The organism is Novosphingobium sp. YAF33, from assembly GCF_052113265.1.
In the GTDB taxonomy this organism is placed as follows: Bacteria; Pseudomonadota; Alphaproteobacteria; order Sphingomonadales; family Sphingomonadaceae; genus Novosphingobium.
In genome coordinates this window covers 393,094-414,343 of the sequence record NZ_JBFRCW010000001.1, presented here as the reverse complement: position 1 = coordinate 414,343, position 21,250 = coordinate 393,094, and the positions used below count along the sequence as shown (strand labels likewise).

18 protein-coding genes and 1 tRNA gene are annotated in these 21,250 nt (G+C 67.2%); 10 read left to right on the top strand and 9 right to left on the bottom strand.

What is annotated here, in order from left to right:
• Positions 1 to 81 precede the first annotated feature (81 nt).
• The 6 genes from AB4Z00_RS01835 to AB4Z00_RS01810 all read left to right on the top strand — a co-directional run bounded on the left by AB4Z00_RS01835 (position 82) and on the right by AB4Z00_RS01810 (position 5,292).
• Positions 82 to 171, top strand: a tRNA-Ser gene (locus tag AB4Z00_RS01835).
• Between the two features lie 499 nt (positions 172 to 670).
• Positions 671 to 976 (top strand): DUF6481 family protein, encoded by a 306-nt coding sequence (locus AB4Z00_RS01830; RefSeq protein ID WP_132261622.1) that lies wholly within the window; start codon positions 671 to 673, stop codon positions 974 to 976.
• A 46-nt stretch (positions 977 to 1,022) separates the two neighbouring features.
• On the top strand, positions 1,023 to 1,733 hold the full coding sequence (locus tag AB4Z00_RS01825) for a spermidine synthase (protein WP_134095171.1): 711 nt from the start codon (positions 1,023 to 1,025) through the stop codon (positions 1,731 to 1,733).
• A gap of 140 nt (positions 1,734 to 1,873) precedes the next feature.
• Positions 1,874 to 2,227, top strand: coding sequence for a DUF3060 domain-containing protein (locus AB4Z00_RS01820; RefSeq protein ID WP_166675303.1), 354 nt, complete (start codon positions 1,874 to 1,876; stop codon positions 2,225 to 2,227).
• Positions 2,228 to 2,406: 179 nt separating this feature from the next.
• Positions 2,407 to 4,632: a TonB-dependent siderophore receptor gene (locus tag AB4Z00_RS01815; protein WP_442044693.1), complete on the top strand. Its 2,226-nt coding sequence runs from the start codon at positions 2,407 to 2,409 to the stop codon at positions 4,630 to 4,632.
• A gap of 27 nt (positions 4,633 to 4,659) precedes the next feature.
• On the top strand, positions 4,660 to 5,292 hold the full coding sequence (locus AB4Z00_RS01810) for a DUF4198 domain-containing protein (RefSeq protein ID WP_442044691.1): 633 nt from the start codon (positions 4,660 to 4,662) through the stop codon (positions 5,290 to 5,292).
• Positions 5,293 to 5,385: 93 nt separating this feature from the next.
• On the opposite strand, the gene AB4Z00_RS01805 is transcribed toward AB4Z00_RS01810, so the two are convergent.
• From AB4Z00_RS01805 to AB4Z00_RS01765, 9 genes are all read right to left on the bottom strand, one after another.
• Positions 5,386 to 6,450, bottom strand: a complete 1,065-nt coding sequence (locus tag AB4Z00_RS01805; protein WP_442044689.1) for an AI-2E family transporter — start codon at positions 6,448 to 6,450, stop codon at positions 5,386 to 5,388.
• A gap of 110 nt (positions 6,451 to 6,560) precedes the next feature.
• Positions 6,561 to 7,217, bottom strand: coding sequence for a glutathione S-transferase family protein (locus AB4Z00_RS01800; RefSeq protein ID WP_132261629.1), 657 nt, complete (start codon positions 7,215 to 7,217; stop codon positions 6,561 to 6,563).
• Between the two features lie 108 nt (positions 7,218 to 7,325).
• Complete coding sequence (locus tag AB4Z00_RS01795; protein ID WP_132261631.1) at positions 7,326 to 7,505, bottom strand: hypothetical protein; 180 nt, start codon at positions 7,503 to 7,505, stop codon at positions 7,326 to 7,328.
• Positions 7,506 to 7,657: 152 nt separating this feature from the next.
• Entirely contained in the window at positions 7,658 to 8,980 is a 1,323-nt protein-coding gene (locus tag AB4Z00_RS01790; RefSeq protein WP_442044686.1) for an oligogalacturonate lyase family protein, read from the bottom strand.
• 258 nt (positions 8,981 to 9,238) lie between these two features.
• Entirely contained in the window at positions 9,239 to 12,424 is a 3,186-nt protein-coding gene (locus AB4Z00_RS01785) for an autotransporter outer membrane beta-barrel domain-containing protein (RefSeq protein ID WP_442044684.1), read from the bottom strand.
• A gap of 146 nt (positions 12,425 to 12,570) precedes the next feature.
• Entirely contained in the window at positions 12,571 to 14,979 is a 2,409-nt protein-coding gene (locus tag AB4Z00_RS01780) for a TonB-dependent receptor (RefSeq protein WP_442044682.1), read from the bottom strand.
• Positions 14,980 to 15,020: 41 nt separating this feature from the next.
• Positions 15,021 to 15,983: a FecR family protein gene (locus AB4Z00_RS01775; protein WP_442044680.1), complete on the bottom strand. Its 963-nt coding sequence runs from the start codon at positions 15,981 to 15,983 to the stop codon at positions 15,021 to 15,023.
• Between the two features lie 98 nt (positions 15,984 to 16,081).
• Positions 16,082 to 16,618, bottom strand: a complete 537-nt coding sequence (locus tag AB4Z00_RS01770; protein ID WP_132261640.1) for an RNA polymerase sigma factor — start codon at positions 16,616 to 16,618, stop codon at positions 16,082 to 16,084.
• Between the two features lie 102 nt (positions 16,619 to 16,720).
• Positions 16,721 to 16,894 carry a hypothetical protein gene (locus AB4Z00_RS01765; protein WP_166675302.1) on the bottom strand — a complete coding sequence of 58 codons (174 nt, stop codon included), beginning with the start codon at positions 16,892 to 16,894 and terminating at the stop codon, positions 16,721 to 16,723.
• 658 nt (positions 16,895 to 17,552) lie between these two features.
• Between AB4Z00_RS01765 and AB4Z00_RS01760 the strand changes: the two genes are divergently transcribed.
• From AB4Z00_RS01760 to AB4Z00_RS01745, 4 genes are all read left to right on the top strand, one after another.
• Positions 17,553 to 18,365, top strand: coding sequence for a ferredoxin--NADP reductase (locus tag AB4Z00_RS01760; protein WP_132261641.1), 813 nt, complete (start codon positions 17,553 to 17,555; stop codon positions 18,363 to 18,365).
• 95 nt (positions 18,366 to 18,460) lie between these two features.
• Entirely contained in the window at positions 18,461 to 19,072 is a 612-nt protein-coding gene (locus tag AB4Z00_RS01755; RefSeq protein ID WP_132261643.1) for a TetR/AcrR family transcriptional regulator, read from the top strand.
• Positions 19,073 to 19,551: 479 nt separating this feature from the next.
• The gene (locus AB4Z00_RS01750; RefSeq protein WP_132261645.1) at positions 19,552 to 19,953 is read left to right on the top strand and encodes a hypothetical protein; all 402 of its coding nucleotides are present in this window, start codon (positions 19,552 to 19,554) and stop codon (positions 19,951 to 19,953) included.
• Positions 19,950 to 21,239, top strand: a complete 1,290-nt coding sequence (locus AB4Z00_RS01745) for an efflux RND transporter periplasmic adaptor subunit (RefSeq protein WP_442044676.1) — start codon at positions 19,950 to 19,952, stop codon at positions 21,237 to 21,239. Before AB4Z00_RS01750 ends, AB4Z00_RS01745 begins: the two co-directional genes overlap by 4 nt.
• Positions 21,240 to 21,250 lie beyond the last annotated feature (11 nt).

Genomic DNA, 21,250 nt, shown 5'->3' with positions numbered 1-21,250 from the left:
GGGGCTTGGCAAGTCCGATAAGCCGGGCTATCGGCGCGCTTCCTGACCCGGCGGCTCTGTCCGCTGCATCGCATCTCTAGCGGAGAGGTGGCAGAGTGGTCGAATGCGCTGCACTCGAAATGCAGTGTACGGGAAACCGTACCGTGGGTTCGAATCCCACCCTCTCCGCCAAGAGCTACTGCGATGCGCAGTTACCTACAACGACATCGGTATTCGCTGCAAGGCCGCTTCCGCGACATGGTCCCGGTGCGTTTGTCGGCGGAGATGCGGCAGCCAGATCCATCAGCATGACGATATGACCTGACGCGTGCTTCGTGGAGGCAGGCGGGGGTGCCGCCTTTCGATGTCGCTGGGCGCTTGCGGGAAATCGTGCTATCGGGGCGGCGCTGATGTCGCTCTAAACGGATATTGGACCGTTCAGTCGGCTTCCTCGTTCCATAGTCGCTGCAAGAGCCAGGGGCCGCGTCCTGTCGACGTTGGTCTTTCGACGCTACGAACAAGGATCGGTCCATGATCTCCGGCAACGCTGGGTTTTCAATGCAGAGCTTCATGGCCGCTGCGGTCGATCGGTCGCCGGCGTGATCTCGCAGCTGCAGGCATCAGCGGCACTTTCAACCGAGCGCGGCGCGTCTGCGCTTTCGCTAACCACTTTCAAATCGGGTAAGGCATAATGGCAGCATACAAGGAACCAGGGGTTGAGGCCCGCCGCAAGGCCGCGAACGAGGCGCGCGCGAAAGCGCTTGCAGCCTTGAAGGCGAAGCCGCCGATCGATCCGGCCGTCCAGGCGGAACGCATCGCCAAGGCAGAGGCCCGCGAACAGGCCCAGGCCGAGAAGCGCAAGGCGGACAAGGAAAAGCGTGAACGCGCCGCAGCGCTCAAGGCCGAGCAGGCCGCCGCAGCAGCGCCGCCGACCGAAGCAGAGCGCAAGGCCGCTCGCGATGCGCGATATGCAGCGCGCAAGGCACGCCGGAACTGACACGGTAAATGCATGATTTTTCCCCGTGCGGCACCGGAGCTTTCCGGTGACCGCCGTCAGTCTTGATCTTCTTCCCGGCGACGAACTGATCGACGTTGCCCATGTCCCGAACGGAGACCGCTTGCGGCTTGTCCGCAACGGCGAGGATTTCGTCATCCTGCTCGACCATCACGAGTTGATGAGCACGGACCTCTACGCATCGGAAGAAGCACTGGCGACGATGGCCTGCGAGCGCATGGGCGTACGCCCGGCGCCGCAGTGGCTCATCGGGGGCTACGGCATGGGCTTCACCCTGCGGGCCGCACTGGCGGTGCTGGGCGGGGACGCGAGCGTGACGATCGCCGAAATCGTGCCGGAAATCATCGCCTGGGCCAGGGGACCGATGGGAGCCTGGACCGGGGGATGCCTGGACGATGATCGCGTGCGGCTCGTCCAGGACGATGTCGCCATCCTGATCGACGCGGCGGATTGCGCTTACGATGCGATCCTTCTCGACGTCGACAACGGCCCGGAAGGGCTGACGCGCCGGGTCAACGACTGGCTCTATTCGTGCAGGGGCCTCCAGTCGGCGATGACGGCGCTCACGCCCGGGGGTATCCTGGCCATATGGTCGGCCACGCCCGATGCCGAATTTGCGGCGCTGCTGGTCCAGATGGGGTTCGCGGTGACGGTCGTGCCCGTGGAAGCGCGCACCGGCGACACGATCGGCGGTGACGATCTGGAGCACGTCATCCTGTTCGCCCAGAAGGCGGCCTGAACGCTCGTTTGGAAATGCCCATGCGGGCATTTCACGACCCGGCAGCCTTATGGCCGCATCGGCATTTATGCTGGACGAAAAGCGTGCAAGTCATGCACGCAAGTTCGACCTGTGCAGACGATGAGGATGAAGCAATGGCCATGAGCACTTCTCGCCGCTTTCTCTATTCGGGCCTTGCCCTTCTTGCCGGTGGAGGCCTTGCGCTGCCCGCCAGCGCCCAGGCAAGTCTCGAAGGGGCCGGGCAGACTTCCACGCTCGATTGCGGCGGCGGTACCGCCGAGATCACCGGGTCGCAGAACCGTGTCACCGTCGAAGGAGCATGCACTCGTCTCGTGGTCGAAGGATCGGGCAATGTCGTCACGGCCGCACTGGCCGAGAAGGCCACGATCAGCGTGGTGGGCACCAGCAACCGGATCAGCTGGCGCGCGCCGGGCAAGGCCGCGCCGAGGGTCAGCAACACCGGTGTGGGCAACAGCGTCAGTCGCGCCAACTAGGCCGGGCAGGCAGCGCGCGGGGTGAGGGCCGACAGCTCAGGCTCGGGGCTGGTGTTTCCGAACATTTCCTGCATGTTTCAACAGTATGCTGAGCGATAAATATTCCAGCCAATCCGCTATTGCGAGTGACTCGCGATAGCGGATTGGCTATCCGCCCCTGCGAATCAGGGAGCGACCCAGTGAAAACCAGTCTGTTGAATTCTGTCGGCGCCGTCGGCGCCGCCATCTTTTCCTTATGCCCGGCGCAGGCCTGGGCCGACGAGGCGGCCGATGCCGCAAACGAGCGAGGGCCGGAAATCGTCGTCCTCGGCAAGAGCTATGGCGAGGAAGTCGGCAAGACGGTCACGCCGCTCAAGGACATTCCCAATACCGTCACGCTGGTCGACCGGGAGCAGATCCAGGCGCAGAACCTCTTCACGCTGGAAGATGCGCTCACCGCCACGCCCGGCATCACCGTCACCGGCGTCGGCAGCGAGGATCCCTCCTACATGTCGCGCGGCTTCGCGATCAGCAATTACCTGATCGACGGCACGCCGACCCTGTCTTTCGGCTTCCCCTCGGTCGTCCCCGACCTGTTCGCCTATGACCGGCTCGAAGTGCTGCGCGGTCCCGCGGGGCTGTTCAGCGGTTCCGGCAATCCGGCGGGCAGTATCAACCTGGTGCGCAAGCGTCCGCTGGACGAGCTGAAGCTGCAGGGCTCGCTCGGCTATGGCAGCTACCAGAACTTCCGCGGCGAGATCGACGTCTCGGCGCCGCTGGCAAAGGGCGTGGCCGTGCGTGCAGGCGCCATGGTGCAGGACCAGGACCAGTTCTTCGACGTGGCGCATCGCAACCGCGTGACCGCGTTCGGCGTCGGCAAGATCGATATCGGCGAGCGTACGACTTTCACCTTCGGCGCGACTTACGACCGCTTCAAGCCGGCCATCCAGTCGGGCCTGCCGGGCCTGATCGGCGGGGCGGACGGCAGCGACGGCCAGTTGCTCGACATTCGCCGCTCCACTTACCTCGGTGCTGACTGGAACCGCTTCAAGTCCGACATCTGGTCGGCCTTCGCGGACATTACTCATGAAATCAGCGACCGCTGGACGATCCGCGCCAGCGCGCTCTACACCGACGTCGAGCGCGTCGACGTCTACAGCTATATCGGCAACCAGCCGATCACGGAAACCAACGGGCTCACGAACCATATCGCCTATCGCGGCGACAGCTTCATGAAGTCGCATTCGTTCGATTTCAACGCGGTGGGCAGCTTCCCGGCTTTAGGGCGCGAGCAAACGCTGATCCTGGGCTTCGACTATCAGGACAGCTCCTATCAGTCCTACGGAACGCGCCTTTCGAACTATGCGCGGATCGATGTCTACAATCCGGTTTCCCCGCTGGAGCCGCCGCTGGATCCCTACAAGCCTTCGCCCCCTTACCCGGTGCAAGGCGGCACGGGGCAGACGGTCACGCAGAACCTGAGCGCAAGCGACACGCGGATCGCGCAGTTCGGCGCCTATGGCCAGATGCGCTTCAGCCCGGTCGAGGGCCTGACCGCGATCGGCGGCGGACGCCTGACCTGGTGGGATACCGATACCCAGACCCTGCTGCCGACGCTGGGCCGCAAGGGCGGCTATTCCATCGACGCGCGCTTTACGCCTTATGCCGGCCTGGTCTGGGATGCGACGCGCGAATGGAACATCTATGCCTCCTATGCGGACAGCTTCACGCCGCAGGCGGCGCCCGCGGGCAGGACCCGTCCCGATGGCCAGCAAGTCGAGCCGCTGGTCGGTGCGCAGTACGAACTGGGCACCAAGCTCTCGCTGATGAACGACCGGCTTCTGCTTTCCGCGGCGGCGTACCAGATCGAGCAGACCAACCGCCTGTTCAACGATCCTGACGATGCCGCTGTCGTGCTGCAGATCGGCAAAGTCCGCGCGCGCGGGTTCGAGGCCGAGGCGGCCGGAGAAATCCTGCCGGGCTGGCGCATCAACGGCGGCTACAGCTATACCCGCACCAAGTATCTCGAGGACGCCAACGCCAGCTTCGAAGGCCTGCCGCTGGTGCCGATCATTCCGAAGCACTCGGTCAAGGTCTTCACCAATTACAAGGCGCCGGCAGGCGCGCTGGCCGGGCTCAGCCTAGGCGGCGGCCTGACCTGGTTCAGTTCCACTTATGGCGGCAATCCGGCAACCTTCAACGCAGCCGGCGCGCTCGTCACCCGCTCGTCCATCGTGCGGCAGGGCGCCTATGCGGTGGTCGACTTGCGCGCGGGCTATGAGTTCGACGAGCGCATCTCCCTGTCGGTCAACGTGAACAATGTGCTCGACAAGACGTATTATGCGCGCATCTCCTCCACCGGACGCGGCAACTATTTCGGCACGCCGCGCACGGTCTTCGCCACGCTTCGCTTCGCCTATCCCTGAGCCCATCCTTCAGCAAGGAGTTCGACCATGAAAGCCAAGTACCTGGCCCCGCTCGCGCTGGCCATTCTCGCACCGTCCGTGCAGGCCCACGAGGTCTGGATCGAACGCGACGGCAGCGGTCCCGCGCGGATCTACCTGGGTGAACCCGAGGAAGTCCTTCCTCCTGAAGGCGATCCCGAGTTCGACCATCTCAAGGCGCCCAAGCTCGTCCCCGCCAGCAAGGCACCGATGACGCGCAAGGCCGGCTATCTCGAAGTGGCGGTGCCTGCGGGCGACGTGCGCGCGCAGGATGACAGCGTCTTCGATCCCTGGGGCGAAGACGGCAAAAAGGAGGCCGTGGCCTATTACGCCCGCGCCGGCCGCGCCGATGCGCGCGCGGTCATGCCCTTCGAAATCGCCCCTGCCAGTGCCGGAGCCGATCGCTTCGTGGTCGTGCGTGACGGCAAGCCCGTGGCCGGGGCCGAAGTCACGGTGATCTCGCCGGACAAGTGGAAGAAGTCGCTCAAGACCGATGCCCAGGGCGTGGTCGCCGTGCCGTTGCGCGGGAAGGGGCGCTATCTGCTGACGGCCTCGCAGAAGGATGAAGGCGCCTTCGAAACCTCGGTCGGCAAAGTGGCCGTGCTGCACCGCATCGCCACGACCAGCTTCCTGGTCGACTGACCGGAACGACAAAAACGCCGCGGGGAGGTTTGCTCCCCGCGGCGTTTTTCGTGGTCAGCCTTTCCGCCGGAGCGGAAACGGCGCCGAAGAAACCTAGATTTCGTGACCGATGCGCTGTTCGGTCATGATCTTCCACCCGGTCATGAACAGGGCGCCGGCGAGCGGGCCGATCACGATGCCGCTGAGGCCCACCAGTTCGATCCCGCCCAGCGTCGTCACCAGCACCAGCCAGTCTGGAATGCCGGTGTCCCGGCCCACCAACATGGGCCGCAGGACATTGTCGGCCAGGCCGATGACAAGCACGCCCGAACCGACGACCACGGCGCCCTGCCAGATCGCGCCGGTGGCCAGGAGGTAGACCGCGACCGGGGCCCAGATGATGGCCGGGCCGATGGCGGGCAGCAGGGCGGCAATGGCCATGAGCAGGCCCCAGAGCAGGGCGGCGGGCAGGCCCACGATGGCGAAAGTGATGGCGCCCAGCGCGCCTTGCGCCAGGGCGACCAGGCCGCTGCCCTTGATCGTCGCCCGCACCACGATCACGAAACGCTCCGACAGGCGGCGCGCCACGTCGAGTTCGAGCGGGAGCGCGCGCACCACGGCAGGGCCGATCTTCTCGCCGTCGCGCAGCAGGAAGAACGTCACGTAGAGGCCCACGCCGAAGGCGAGGATGAAGGACGCGGCATTGGCGCCGATGGCCAGCGCGCGGCTGGCGATCACGCTGACGCTGTTGCTCACCGCCTCGCTGATGCGGGCCTGGGCGCGCTCGAAGGAGTTGAAGCCGAAGCCGTCGATCTGTTCCTGGATGCGGAAGGGAAGGGCGTCGTGGACCTTCTGGAAATATTCCGCGAAGTTGATCTGTCCATCGCGCATCTGGGCGTAGACGCCGGCGGCCTGTTCGACGACCAGGCTGGTGATGATGAGCGCCGGGATCACGACCGCCACGGAAATGACCAGCAGCGTGAGGGCCGCGGCAAGGTTGCGGCGTTCCGGCCAGCGGGCGAGCAGGCGCTGGAACAGCGGCTGGAACAGCAGCGCGGCCAGCGCGGCCCAGAGCAGGGCGCCGATGAAGCTGGACACCACGAGGGTGAGGGCGATGGTGATCGCGGCCAGGAAGAGGATCAAGCCCCCGTTCTCGACGCGCGCCCGGTTCATGGTCATTTCTGGAATTGCCCCTGTCGAAATTCGTCACGCGTCGAAACGCGCCGTTCCGCGCTTTGCTCCGCCGCCTTGCCGCCTGTCAATTCAGGCAAGCGGCAGCGGCGGGCGCGTCAGGCATATTTGTACGGACCGCCGCTGGCGAGCGCGGCCTGATAAGCGGGGCGGGCGTGGATCCTGTCGAGCCAGGCCATCGTGGCGGGCCGGGCATCGTCCAGCCCGCCACGGCTGCGCGCGGCTTCCAGCGGGAAGCTCATCATGACATCGGCCGCGGTGAATGCGCTACCGGCGAACCATTCGCGGCGCGACAGTTCCTGCTCCACGAAGTCGAGATGAACGTCGATCATCGGTTGCAGCCGCTTCTGGGCATGGCGCCCGAGGATAGGGATCTGGCCGAGCACCAGCTTGACCAGTAGCGGCGGCATCAGCGAACCTTCGGCATAGTGCAGGAAGTGGCGATAGTGCAGCGCATCCTCGCGGTCCTGCGGCGGGCCAAGGCGGCCACCGGCCTTTTCCGTGAGATATTCTATGATCGCACCGGTCTCGGCGACCGTGCGCGAGGCCTGCCCTGCGCCTCCGTCCTCGACAGGCGCGTCATCGACGATCACGGGCGATTTGCCGAGCGGATGAACTTTGCGAAGGCTGGGTGGCGCCAGCATCGTCTTCTCGTCGCGCTTATATCGGCGGACCGCATAAGGCAGCCCCAACTCTTCCAGCAGCCAGAGGACACGCTGGGAGCGCGAGTTTTCAAGGTGATGGACAGTAATCATGCCGGACTTAACGCGGAAACCGGCAACAAGGTCCCGGCAGCGGACCTTTGAAAGGGACAAGGCCCGCCTGGCGCCATCGGAATGGAGCGCAGGCGGCCTTGTAAGGGGTCAGGGCTTTTCGGTGCCCGGAGCGCCCGGCTTCGGCGCCTTGCCGTCTTCGATGCGGCCTTCGTTACGAAGATCGCGGCCTTCCTGGGCCTTTTCCTGGCTTTCGGGCGACTTGCCGTGCTCGAAGGCTTCTTCCTTCACGTAGCCGGCGGCTTCCTTTGCTTGGCCCTTGATGCTCATTTCTCTCTCCTGGCGTTTCTGGTCACGAAGGACCGTGACCTTAGGAAAGCGCGCGAGAAGCCGATTGGCTCCTGTGGGCATAAGTGCTCAGACCAGGCCGAAACCGCGCGCCGCCCACACCGGGCCGGCATGCCCGCTGGCCGGGTCGATCCTCAAAGCTGCGCGGCGTAGAGCGCGGGCCGGCCTTCGACATTGGCGCGATAGACCAGCCAGCGCCCATCCGGCGTGAAGTGCTCGTTCGGCTCCAGGGTATAGTCCTGGCGGGAGAGATCGACGATCCTCTCGCTCTTCAGCGATCCGGTCGCGATCAGGCGGTCTCCGTCCAGCGTCTCGGCGGCTTCGGGGGAAGGGTCCGGCACGGGGCGGAACAGGCTGATGAACTTGCCCGCATCGTTGCCGTCCCCGGCGACGACCGTGCCGTCCGGGGATGTGAGGTAGTGGTAGGATCCCTGGTCGGCCGCGACCTTGTACCAGGTGCGGCGTGCAGGACCTTTCGCCGCATCCCGGCCTGCGCCGATCTCGTGGCGGGCGAGCCAGAGCATGCCGCCGCGGGGCATCTGCAGGTCGTACCAGATCGCCTTGCCGTCGCTTGACCAGTATTCGTGCCCAGCGATCTCGCCCTGCATCGTGCGGTGGTGGATCCGGGTGAGATCGCTGCCGTCGGTGCGGATCGTCCAGATGCGATCGACCTTGTGCCAGGGGCCCTCGTGGCAGAACATCATCAGCGCCGGATCGGTGGGGGAGAACTGGACGTGGTTGAGCCAGTCGGTGGCGCGGTGAATGCTGCGGCTGGCGCCCGTGGCAATATCGAGCGTGAAGATCTCCATCGGCACTTTCGCGGCCAGCCGAGCGTCCATCCAGCGCGCCTTGGCTTCGGCGAAAGGCAGCGGGCGGCCCTGCGCGTCGGTACCGGAATAAGTCGGTGAGCCGGTCTTCGGATCGCGCCGTCCCTGCGCGGCGATCGCCGGCGGCGGAGGCGCCAGTTCGCGGTGGCCGGCGAGCAGCGTATCGTCGGCATTGATGGATTCGATGCGGCCGCCGGGCATGCTGGCGACCTGCCGCGACTTGCCGGTGTCCAGATCCAGCATCCAGACGGTGAACGGTCCCTCGCCATCGTCGCTGCCGGCCGGGCGGGTGGTGTAATAGGCCGTCGCGCGGGTATGGCCGGTGAAGAGCAGGCGGTCCACCTTGCCCCGGAACACCAGTCTGGTGGACCAGTCGCGGGTGGAGGCCGTGCGAATGCCTTCCGCCGTCAGGTAGACCATGCGATCCCCGCCGGGCGTGAAGGCGTTGTAATTGAAGTAGAGGCCATAGACGCCGGGCCGGTCGTCCACCCGGACGATGCGGTGCCCGGTGACCGGATCGACCCATTCGCGCGGGCCGGGTCCAGCCGATCCCGATGCTGACGCTGGCGCCGCGAATATCAGCGCTGCGCCCGCTGCGCCCGCCACGAGTGCCGACAGGGCTCTGTTCATCCTCATCTCCGTTCCATTTTGCGAAATTGAATACCGGATATCGGGATCATGGCAAGCGTCGCGCCGGTGAGAGGCGGGCCGAAAAGGGTCCGGCCCCGGTCGTATTTGGGGACGACCGGGGCCGGAGGCTGGGCGGAAGGAACGCCGTGCGCCTTGGGGGCGCGGGGTTGGGGTGGGGCGGCGTTCCTTGCGCGGCGGTCCGGACCGGCTGGGGCGCCGGTCCGGTGGCCGTTTCCAGCCTTGCTCAGGCGCGGGCGATCACCAGCCGATGGTGACCGATCCGCGCAAGGCGAGGTCGACATGGCCGTGGCGATCCTCGGCCGAGAGTTCGCCGCCCATCGTCAGTCCCAGCGTGCCGCCCACTGCGCGCAGGCGGGCGAACCAGCCGCTGGTGGCCTCGTCGCCGTCGAGCGTGAAGTTCTGGCCACCGGCGAAGTGGGCGGTGGTCGATCCGATGCCGCCGCTGACGATTTCGCGCCAGCCGCCCTCGGTCTCGACGCGGAACCAGTTCTCGTCGCGGCTCTGCATGCCCATGAAGTCGATGCCGAGGGTCAGGCCGCCGTTGACGCCCAGCTCGTCACTGGTGCGCGAGGCCACCGTGAGGTCGAGCGCCTTGCCGCCGCCGTTCTCGGTATAGCCGTCTTCCTTCAGGCGCACGTAGTCGACCGAGACGGCGGGACGGTAGAAGAAGTGGCTGCCGCCGCCCTCCCACGAAGCACCGCCCGCTGCGGTCACGAACGTGCCGTTCCACTTGCCCTTGATCGTGCGGTTGACGTTCTCGGTACCGATCGCGCCGATGAACTGGCGCTCGCTGTCGTAGTTCGAACGGCCCACGGAGGCGCGGCCGAAGCCCTGGACCGCGCCGAACTGGCCGCGCCAGTGACCGGCGAATTCGAACGAGTTCGACTTGATCTCGCTGGTGCCGCCGCTGGTGTGGCGGTTCCACAAGTACGAGAACGTGCCGCCGAACCGGCCGAGCCCGGTGAGGTACTCCGCGCCCAGCGACATGGCGTAGCCTTGCAGGTTGTAGGCCGCGGTGCTGCCCGCGTTCTTGTCGCTGCCCCAGAACGAGAGGTTCATCGTCGTGCTGAACCGGCCTTCGCCCCAGACCGGGTTGACCGGGTCCATGAGCTGGCGCGCGAGCGTGCGTGCGCCGAGGCTGATGCCTTCGAACGCACCGCCAGCATGGTCGGGCAGCATCTGGCCCACGCTCTGGCGGAACTGGTCGCCATTGGTGATGCCCAGGAACACGTCCTCGATCTTCTCGTCCTGGCTGAGGGCCGTGAAGATCGCATTGTAGGCCGTCGCCTGCGAGCGGTTGAGGCCCAGTTCGGCCACGGTGCGGCGGGCAATGTCCACCACCAGGGTATTGGCGGCGGCGGTATCGTTCAGCGTGGCCTTGAACATGTAGGGCACGAGGTCGGTCGCGGCCTTCAGCGTGTCGCGGCCCTGGATCGTGCCGGCAGTGAGCACCTGGTAGCTGCCTTCGGCGGTCGAGACGTCGGCCAGCTTGATCGAGAGCTTGGCCCCGTCCGCGAAGGAGGCGGTACCGGCGACGTTATAGGCCGAGCCCTGGCCCGGTGCCTTGTTCAGCGTCACCGCAAGGACGCCGTCCTTGCCGACTTCGAGCGACCCGATCGAAGCCGGCGTTTTCACGTCGAGCGTGCCGCCGGTGACTTTGACCGCGAGATTGCCGGCATTCGCCAGCGCGCCCGAGAACACCGAAGTGCCGGCAAGGGCAAGCGTATCGGTGCCGCCGCCGAAGTCTGCCGTGCCGACGAAGCGCGACGATCCCGCCAGGGTCATGCTGTCCGATCCGGCGCCGAATGTGACGTTGCCGGTCTGCACGGCATCGCCCGAAAGCGAGAGGGTGTTGTTGCCGCCGCCGAACGCGACGTTGCCGGTCACCGTGCCGTCGGCGATGTCGACCACGTCGTTGCCGCCGCCCAGCAGGATGTCGCCGACGATCGAGGGGGCGGTGAAGCCCGCGCCCACCTGGGTCTGCTTCACCGTCACGCTGCCGGCCGCCCTGGAGAGGTCGATGGCGACGTTCCTGCCCGATCCCGCCTTGGCGCCGGTGGCCGAGATGGCGCCGCTGTTCTCGACGAGGGCCAGCGTGCCGCTGGCATCGCTGATGGCGGTGGCCGAACCGTTCTCGTTGACCGCGGCTGCCTTGATCGTGCCGGAGTTGCGCAAGATGGGGAGGCTGGCGCCGGCGTCGATGCGGACGGCGACGGCCTGGGCGCCCGAGGCGCTGATGGTGCCGGCGTTCTGGATCAGCGGCGTGCTCGCCCCCGCGCCGAGGCGCAGGGCGGTGGCGGCGGCGTCCTTGGAAGTCGCCGCGACCGAGCCGTTGATGCCGATGCCGCCCGCGATGGTCACGTTGCCGCCAAGGCCGCCGATGGCCAGGCCATTGCCGTCGATGCCGGTGTAGAGGCCGTGCCCTTCGACGGTGCCGTCGATCTGGAGGCCGTACTTGCTGGCCGTGGCCGCAACCGGGCCGATGGCGATATCCCTGCCGGCCGCGCCGATCACCATGGCTGGCGCCTTGCCGTAGCTGGAGACCTTGGCCGCGCCTTCGGTGGCGTCGGGAATGCCGTCGCCATCCTCGTCGGCATTGTTGGGATCGCTGTCCTTGGGCGCCACGGCCAGGACGATGCCGCCGGTCACATTGCCCGCAATGACGATCGCGGAGCCGCCCTGCAGCAGGTCGTCGGCGTCGAGCTTGGAAGGATCGGCAGGCGGGGTGGGATAGCGGTAGCCGGTCGAGACGATCGAACCCTGCACCACCATCGCGCCGTTGACGTCGCCGCCGAACTGCGCGCCGATGGCGTTCTTGCCCTGGGCCTGGACCGAACCGGCGAGGCGGACGTTGCCGTCGATCTGGCCGGTCTTCACGCCGATCGCGTTGTCGCCCAGCACGCTGGTCTTGCCGTCATGGGTGAAATTGCCGGTGAGCTTGCCGCCCAGCGAAACGCCTGCGGAATCGTTGCCCTCGATGGTGATCGTGCCGCTCTGGGTGATCTTGCCGATGTGATCGCCTTCGGTGCGGATGCCGATCCTGTTCGAGCCGAGGGCGAAGGGACCGTCGAGATCGCCGTCCTTGTCGTCGTCGGTCGGGGTATAGGGCTCGTCCAGCGTGATCGTGCCGGTGTTGACGATGTCGCCCGTGGTCCCGGCATTGGCGACGATGCCGCGCGCGCCGTTGGCATTGGTGACGGTCAGGGCGCCGGCATTGGCGACGTTGTTGTTGCTGTCCATCGTCACGGCCGTGCCGCCGGTCAGCACGACCGAGCCGTCCTTGGTCACGTTGATCGCGTCGGCCGCACCGGCCTTGATCGTCGAGGTGAGCAGCGGCGTGGTCTTCTTGGTCGTCACGTCTTCGGCGTGGGCGGCAGTCGCCAATGCGAAAAGCGCGGTGGAAGCAAGCAGGTAGCGAGGCATCTTCGTCCCTTCAGGTCGTATTGACACCTGAGACGGAGACACTCGCCGGCAGCCTTGGAAAAAAGTTTCGCTTCCCGTCTGCGCTTGCTCCGCCCGTCAGCAGGGAAGGCGGGAATCCGGCGATGGCCGGTGCGCGGATCGTGCCGTCAGAACCGCGCGTCGAGACCCAGGCGCAAGGTGCGCGGACGCAGCGGCGTCACCTGCTCGCGGCCGGTACTGAACGGCGTGCCGAGCGAGAAGCGGTTGCCCTGGACATCGGCGAGGTTGGTCACGCTCAGGGTGAGGCCGTAAGCAGGCGTGCCGAACCGCATGTCGAACCCGCTGTCGACGTAGTTGCCTTGGGGTGCGCCCAGTTCCGGCCCGATGCCGAGGCGCGAGCGGCCGATGTAATTGACCCAGCCGTTGGCGTTGATGGCCCAGTCTCCGTCCCGGAACCCGCCAAGCTCATGCGTCCATGCCAGGGCCGAGTGGCCGGCGAACCGGGCGATGTTCGGCACCTGCATGCCCCGCGCGGACACGTAGCGCAGGACGTCCGCCCGCGACAGCGTCGCCGCTGCCAGGCCGACCGGCGCCAGCACGTATTGCACCAGCGCCGCGGACGGTTCGTCCACTTTGCTCTCGTTCCAGGTCGCGCCCAGTTCCACGCGCAGGCCTGGCGCGAGCAGCACGCCGCCCGAGATGCTGGCGGACCAGACGCGGCCGTCGCCGATGTTCGCCGTGCTGGGCAGGCCGGAGCCGTCGATGAAGTCTGCCTGGATGTCCCGCCAGCGCGTGTAGGAAAGGCTGAGCGCCATGTCGAACGGGCTGGCGCCGGCGCGGCCATGGCGGGCACCGACTTCGAAGGTGCCGGTGCGGTCGCTCTGGAAGCGGCGCACGGCATTGCTCTCGATCGCGAAGCCGCCGGGGCGGAAACCCTCCTGGTAGCGCAAGTAGAGCGAATCTTCCGGCGAGAAACGGGCGTTCAGCGCGAAGGAGGGCAGGAAAGTGCTCATCGTGCGCTTTGCCGTCACGCCCGAAGCGGCGAGCGCCATGGTGGTGGCCATGGCGATATCCTCCCCGTCGCCGCCGAGCCGCGAGCGGGTGAGGCGGCCGCCGCCGGTCGCCGTCAGCGGACCGGCCAGATGCAGGCTGGCCTCGCCGTAGAGCGTGAATTCGTCGATGGTGTTGCGCACCCCCGTCGCTGCCTTGCGCACCGAGAAGGCCGGGCTCTGGAAGTCGCGATTGAGGGTGGTGCGGTTGTGGGTGTAGCTCGCGCCGAGCAGCCAGCCGAAGCCGTGCCGCTCGCTCTGCCAGAGGCGCGTTTCGTGCACGATCATGCGGGTATCGTTGGTCTGCGAGAACAGCCGCGGATCGCCGCCGGGTTCGCTGGCGTCATAATGCTCGTGCAGGTCCTGCGCGACGATCCCGGTGGTCGACCGCAGATTCACCGCGCCGATCCGGCCCGAGATCACGAACTGGCCGAGGGCATAGTCCGCCCTTGAGCCTTCGGGCACCCGCGCCGAGCTTTCCAGCGGCTTGCCGTCCCGGTCCGCATATTGGCTGTCGTCGGCCTCGGTGGTCTGGGCCAGCGCGAGCAGGTCCATCGTCCAGTCGGGCGCGATCCGGGCGCGCAGGGCCACTTTGCCGCCCAGCACGTTGGAACGGTTGACGTTGGTACGGCCGAGCAGTGGCTTGTCGATGTACCCGCCGGAGGTGGAGCTGTCCAAGGTGGCGCGCAGAGCCACGCTCTCGCCCGCGAGCGGCAGATTGACCGTTGCGCTGGCATCGGCACCGGGCGTGCCGTGCTGCGTCAACGAGCCGCCCAGGATCACCGTGCCGCCCGTTTCCCCCATGACCGGGGCATGAGGCACCAGACGGATGATCCCGCCCAGGGAGCCGGCGCCATAGAGCGTGCCCTGCGGTCCTTCGAGCACTTCCACGCGGGCAAGGTCGGACAGGCGAAGGTCCGGGTCCGGCGCATTGTAGGTCAGCCGCATGTCGCCCAGGTACTGGCCGACGGTGGCCTGGGTCGGGCCGGTGAAGCTGGAATCGGCGATGCCGCGGATGAACAGCTTGTTGCGCCCGCTGCCGAGATGGGTCGAGGACACGGTCGCCAGCTGGCGGGTCAACTTCTCCGTCCCGCCCACGCCGCCCGATTCCAGCGCCTTGCCGTCAAGGATCGCGAGTTGGCCGGGCACATCCTCCACCCGCAAGTCGCGCTTGGTGGCCTGGACGACGATCGGCTCGCCGCGCGTTTCGGCAGGGGCGGAGGGCGCTGCGGTTCGGGCTGCCTCGCGCGGCGGGCGGGCGAGGGGTGCTGCGGGCCGCGCGGCTTCGAGCCGCCAGGCCGAGGGACCGACCGGAACGGCGCGCGCCCCGGCCGCGCGGGCAAGCCGGTTCAGCGCCTCGGCCACGGGCATGCGCCCCCGCAGTGCGGGGATCGGGCGGCGGGCGATCGCCGGATCGGCGATGACGATGCTGGTGCCGGTCTGGCGCGCCAGTTCGACGACGGCTTCGCTCGCCGTGCCGGCGCGCGTCAGCACGTCGGCATCGCGCGCCAAGGCAGTCGCAGGCATGGCCGCGAGGGCCGCCAGAAGCCACGCCGCACCCTTCACGATCAGCGCACGCCGATCACCCAGCGCGGTTCGGCGCCGTCCGGCCGTTCGGCGCGGACCTCGACGCCCAGCAGCGGGCCGAGGGCGGCAGGGTCCTTGCGCAGCGGTGCCACCAGCAGCGAACCGGAAACCTGCCGCTCGGCGCTGCCGGGCGCCACGCGGTAGTCCACGCCTGTCGCGCGGGTGAGATCGGCGGCCACGGCGCCGAGCGCGGTATCCTGGAAGGTCACCCGCCCGCCCCGCCATTCGCCCACTTGCTCCGGCGCGATCTTGCCCAGCGTATAGTCGCCGGACCGGCCGCGCCGCTGCAGGATCTCGCCCGGGGCGATGCGCAGGTCCTGCGCTTCGGGATTGAACTGCACGGCGCCTTCCGACACCGCCACGCTGAGGTCGCCGCTCTGGCTGCGCACGTCGAAGACGGTGCCGACGTCGACGAGGGTGTCCTTGCCCACCGTCACGCGGAACGGCCTGGCCTCGTCGTGGCGGACGGTGAAGAGCGCCTGGCCGCTTTCGAGCCGGGCGAAACGCGGGTCCTTGCGGTCGAACGCCATCGCGGTGCCGCCGGCAAGATCCACCCGTGTCTGCGCGTCGAGCACGACGGTGCGGACCTGGCCCGGTGCGGTCTCGATCCGGTAGAGGTCGCGGCTGCCGGCTTGCCACATCCACAGGCCCGCGACGAGCGCCAGCGACGCGGCCAGCGCGCCGCCGATCCACGGCCGCGCCGACCGGCGCGGCGCGGCGCCTGTCGGAACGGGCGTTTCGCCCCCATCGTCATTGGCCGGCGCGGCGGCGGCGATCAGTTCGGCCCCGTCCAGAACGGACGCGGCGATCCGGTCGTAGGCGGCGGCATGGGCGGGGTTCCCGTCGAGCCAGCGCGTGAAGCCTTCCCAGTCCTCGAAGGCCGGATCGCCCGCGCGCACGGCCCAGTCGAGCGCCTCGGCCCGGATCTTGTCGTCTTCACTCATCGCGCGCTCCTTCTGCGGCGAAGACGGAGACGATGGGCGACGGCCTTGTTGTTCTGAGGCTGCCGGTCCCAGGCCTTTCGGTCTCAGGCCTTTCGGTCTCAGGCCTCATCGCTGCGTTCCTTCCATTGGGCGAGCGCCCGATAAGCGATGCGCAAGTCGCTTTCCACCGTGCTGACGCTGATGCCGAATGCGGCCGCGATCTGCTTCTGCGCCATGCCGTCTATCCGGTGGCTGCGGAAAATGGCCGAGACGCGCGGGCCCAGGCTTTCAAGCAGGGAGAGCACGCGCCCGGCTTCCTGCGCGGCGGCAAGGCGGCGTTCGGCGGAAGGTTCGGGCGAGGCGCCGGCGTCGTCTGCATTCGCGTCCGTCCAGTCGCGCTCACGCGTGCCGGATTGCCGGGCGGATCGGAAGCGGTCGATCATCAGGAGGTCGGCGGTGCGGAACAGATAGGAGAGCGGCGAGGCGACAGGGCCGGGGCTGCTGCGCGAGATCTTCAGCCACACTTCCTGGACGATGTCCTCCGCCGAATCTCCGGCGCCGCGCGCGCGCAGGAAGTGCAGCAGCTTGTCCCGATTCTCGAGAAAGGCGGCTTCCAGGCCCGATCGGGAGGGGGAAGGGGGTGAGGAGGGAGGCATGGTCGCGGTTTTCGCGGCGACAGATAGACTGTCCGCAGCCTCGGGGAAAGCCTCTGGCGCGCAAGGCCGGCGGGTGCGCGGCCCGGGCGCTGGGCCGTCCCGTCAGCGGTGCGCGGCGGCGGAGGCGCGGGATTGGATGGCGCGATCAGTGAACAGGGCCAAGGCCGCCATGGCGCCGCCGGTGAGGCCCGCAGTTCCCATGGCGATGATGACCGGCTGCGCCATGTCGGCGAAGCGGTTGGCGCGGTCGTGGAAGGGTTCGAGAAGGCGGGTCATGGCAGGGTCTTTCGCGGCGTTGGTGGCGGGATCTGTTTCCTCCGTTTCGGCCGTTCAGGGTATTGGGATAAGTTGGTTCGTCTTGTTCCAGTTTCTTGAAGGGTCGCGCCTTGCCTCACGTCGCCGGCGCTGCACGTCAACAGATGTGTGCATGTGTGCTATTGCAAGTCGATAGCAACAATAGTAGTCGCGCCGCTATGTTTGCCGCTGCTGCCTTGCTCCCGGTTCCGATCGATGCCTCCCGCGTCGCCGCACCCGGACGTGGCCGCAGCAGGCGTCTTTCATGCGGAGCGGCGCATGGTGCGGTGAGAGTTTTCGCGCCGCAGGCCGCGCAATGTGCGGCACCGGCGTTCCCGGATGCGTGGCCAAGTCTGGCTTTCGGGCGTGAAAATGCAATTGCGTTGCAAGCCCGGCGAACCGGGCTACTAGGCGAAACCTCCAAGCCCATGATCCCTTTTCGCCTCTCCCGGCACCGGGCGCTTGCGCCTGCGATTGCATCTGCTATGCGCCGCCAGCGCGCGCATGGCGTGCGGAGGGGCGTCGGTTCCGTAGCGATGCGGAATGCTTCCGGCCCCGCTGAAAGCCTTGACTCTGCGGGCTCGCGCCTGTTTGGGCCCACATGTGAGCTTAGCCACTCTACCACCCGAGGAATGAATTGATGAGCGACGGTCAGGCCGTGATGCCCACTCTTGAACCCACGACGGCCCTTTCGGTCGAGGAAGTTCTCAGCGTCCGCCACTGGAACGAGCACCTGTTCAGCTTCACGATGTCGCGCCCGGCATCGTTCCGCTTCCGCTCCGGCGAGTTCGTCATGCTCGGCCTCCAGGGCGAGAAGCGCCCGCTGCTGCGCGCCTATTCGATCGCCAGTCCTTCGTGGGCCGAGGAAATCGAGTTCCTCTCGATCAAGGTGCCGGACGGCCCGCTGACCTCGCGCCTGCAGCTCGTGCAGCCGGGCGACCAGATTTATCTCGGCCGCAAGCCCACCGGCACGCTCGTCACGGACGCGCTGCTGCCGGGCAAGCGCCTGTTCATGCTTTCGACCGGCACCGGCCTCGCGCCGTTCATGTCGCTGATCCGCGACCCGGACGTCTATGACCTTTATGACGAGATCGTCGTCGTCCACTGCGTCCGCCGCGTCAGCGACCTGGCCTACCGCGAGGAACTGGAAAGCCAGCTGGCCGAAGATCCGCTGGTGGCCGAGCAGGCGCTGGTGCAGCTGACTTATGTGCCCACCGTCACGCGCGAACCCTTCCATACCAGCGGCCGCATCGGCGCCCTGGTGGAAAGCGGCCGGATGTTCGAAGGTCTGAAGGGCGATGCGCGCTTCAACCCCGAGACCGACCGCGTGATGCTCTGCGGCTCGATGGACATGATCAAGGACTTCTCGGCCGACCTCGAATCCTGGGGCTTCACCGAGGGTTCGAATGCCAAGCCGGGCGACTTCGTCATCGAACGTGCGTTCGTAGGTTAAGGAAGTCCCGGCTTCTTCCGTTGCCTGTCACGCTTGGTCTATGATCGAGCGTGACACTTTACGGACGGCAGGGTGCTACCTATATACCGACCGGTATGAAATGTTCGGCCCCCACTACGACTCGCGGTCGTCCGCGTGAGTTCGACCCCGAAGAGGCGCTGACGGCGGCGCTTCGGGTGTTCTGGCAGCGCGGCTACGAAGGCGCGTCAATGGCCGAGCTGACCGAGGCCATGGGCATCACCAAGCCTAGCCTCTATGCCTGCTTCGGCAACAAGGAAGCGCTCTTCAAGAAGGCGCTCGACCTCTACGAGCGCGACAAGCTGGCCTATGTCGGCAAGGCGCTGGAAGCCGCCACCGCGCGCGGCGTGGCCGAGCGGCTGCTGGAAGGGGCGATCACCACCCATTGCGGCGGCAGCGATCCGCATGGCTGCCTGGGCGTGATGTCCACCGTCACTTGCACGATGGAAGATCCCTCGATCCGCAACTTCGTCACCGAACGCCGGATCGCCACCGAGGAAGCGCTCATCGAACGCTTCGAACGCGGCAAGACCGAGGGCGATCTGCCCGACACCGTCGATCCGCGCTGCCTGGCCCAATGCCTGACGACGGTGCTCCAGGGCATGTCCGTCAAGGCCCAGGGCGGTTCCTGCGCGCAGGAATTGAAGGGCGTCGTCGATACCTACCTGACGATGTGGCCGGGCCGTTAAGCGGCTTAAGCGCCGAATTCGCGCGCTTTCCCGGATCATCCTGAACGTGTGTCAGGATGACGCCGCGTAAACGGGCCCTTCGAAAAAATCTCATTCAACCGGCGTTCAGGCCTTGAAATGAGCACTTTCGAACAAATCTTACCAAGCGGTACAGAAAGTCGCTTGACGGGATACTGCACCGCAATATATACCGCTTGGTACAGAACGAGGTAACCCGACTCGCCGCTTGAGGGAGTAGCGGGGGCCAAGTTCCCAAGGGTCCGGTCAACCGGGCCTCCCCTCGGTGCCGCCTGTCCCCGCAGGTGACTCCTAGAATACGAACCTGTGCAGAAGACGTTTTCGGAAGTGCGATTCCGGGGAGTGTCCTTCTGCGTCTCAAGACTTTCCGACGCCCCTTGCGCCGGAGAACCCCGGCGCGCGCCCTTTTTCCCCTCCTGTCCCGAGGGCGCGTGCCGGGCACTTTCCAGGGAGCACGAATCATGGCCTTCATCGACTTTTCCGATGCGGCGCTCCAGGCGCTGCCCGTAACCCGCCCCATTCCCGAGACGCCCCTTGGCGCCGTGTCCGAAATCCTCTCGCGCTTCGAGCGCAGGATCGTCGAACTGGCGCGGGGAGATGGTCTCGAAACGCTCCGGCCGCAGCGCAAGCGCGGCTGGTTTGCCCGCCTGATCTTCGGCCCGCAGCCGCCTTCGCCCACGCTCGCCAACGAGGAGCTGGAAGCGCTGCGCCGCCTGGCGGTCCAGGCCTGGCATCATGGCTACACGCTGCCCGCTTCCGTCATGAAGGAAGCCCGCGCGGCCGGCCACAGCGAAGCCAAGATCGGCGCCGTCATCGATTTTATCGGGCGCTCCCGCGCCCCGTTCCGGAGGCTTGCCGCGTGAATTTCCCCGTATCCCCAGAAACCCTCGCCGCGGCGGAAGCGGAAGCCGAGCTTCCGCGCAGCCGCCCGCGAGGCCGCCCGTCCCGCGGGCGCCAGGCCGCCATTGCCGCCATCGCGCTGGTCGCGGTGGCGGGCATCGGCTGGAAAACCTTCAGCCACTCCGAAGCCGACGCAGCGCCGATGGCGCCTGCCGTCGTCCAGGCCGCCAATCCGCTGATCCGCGACGTGACCGAGTGGGACGACTATGTCGGCCGCTTCGCACCCAGCAAGTCGGTGGAAGTGCGCCCGCGTGTCTCGGGCGCGATCACGCAGCTGTTCTTCAAGGACGGCGATTTCGTCCGCGAAGGGCAGCCGCTGTTCACCGTCGATCCGCGTCCTTACCGCGCCGCGCTGGCCGAAGCGCAGGCCGAAGTGGCCTCCGCCCAGAGCGCGCTCGTCCTTGCGAAATCGGACTATGCCCGCGTCGCCGGCTTGAAGGGTGACGAGGCCATGGCCGCCAGCGAAGTCGACCAGCTTCGCGCCAAGGTCCGTGCTGCCACTGCCGCGCTGGCTGCCGCCGATGCTCGCGTGCGCCAGCGTTCGCTCGACGTCGAATTCGCCACCGTCCGCGCGCCGATTTCGGGCCGTATCTCCGACCGCCGCGTGGACGTGGGCAATCTCGTCTCGGGCGAGAACGGCACCGGCGCCACGCTGCTGACCACGATCAATGCCGTCAGCCCGATCTACTTCACCTTCGATGCCTCCGAAGCGCTGTTCCTCAAGACCCAGCGCGAGAAGGCCGAGCACAAGGACGCCGCCAACGTCCAGGTCCGCCTCCAGGACGAGGCCGCCTATCGCTGGAACGGCAAGCTGGACTTCACCGACAACGGGCTCGACCCGCGCTCGGGCACGATCCGCGTGCGCGCCGTGCTCGACAATGCCGACGGGTTCCTGACGCCGGGCATGTTCGGCAACATGCGTCTGGCGGAAGGCGGCACGGTCAAGGCCATGCTGGTGCCCGACGATGCGATCCAGTCCGACCAGGCCCGCAAGGTGGTGCTGACGGTGGGCAAGGACAGCGTAGTCGCGGCCAAGCCGGTCGAACTCGGCCCGCTGGTGGACGGCCTTCGCGTCATCCGCTCCGGCCTTGCCCCCACGGACCGCGTCGTCATCTCCAACTATCAGGCCGCCATTGCCGGCGCCAAGGTCAATACCCGTCGCGGCCAGATCGCGGCGGACCCCAAGGCGGCTGCGGTCGTCTCCGGTCCCAGCGCGCCCGTGGCCGCGCAGGCCACGCTCGCCAACTGACATTCACCCAA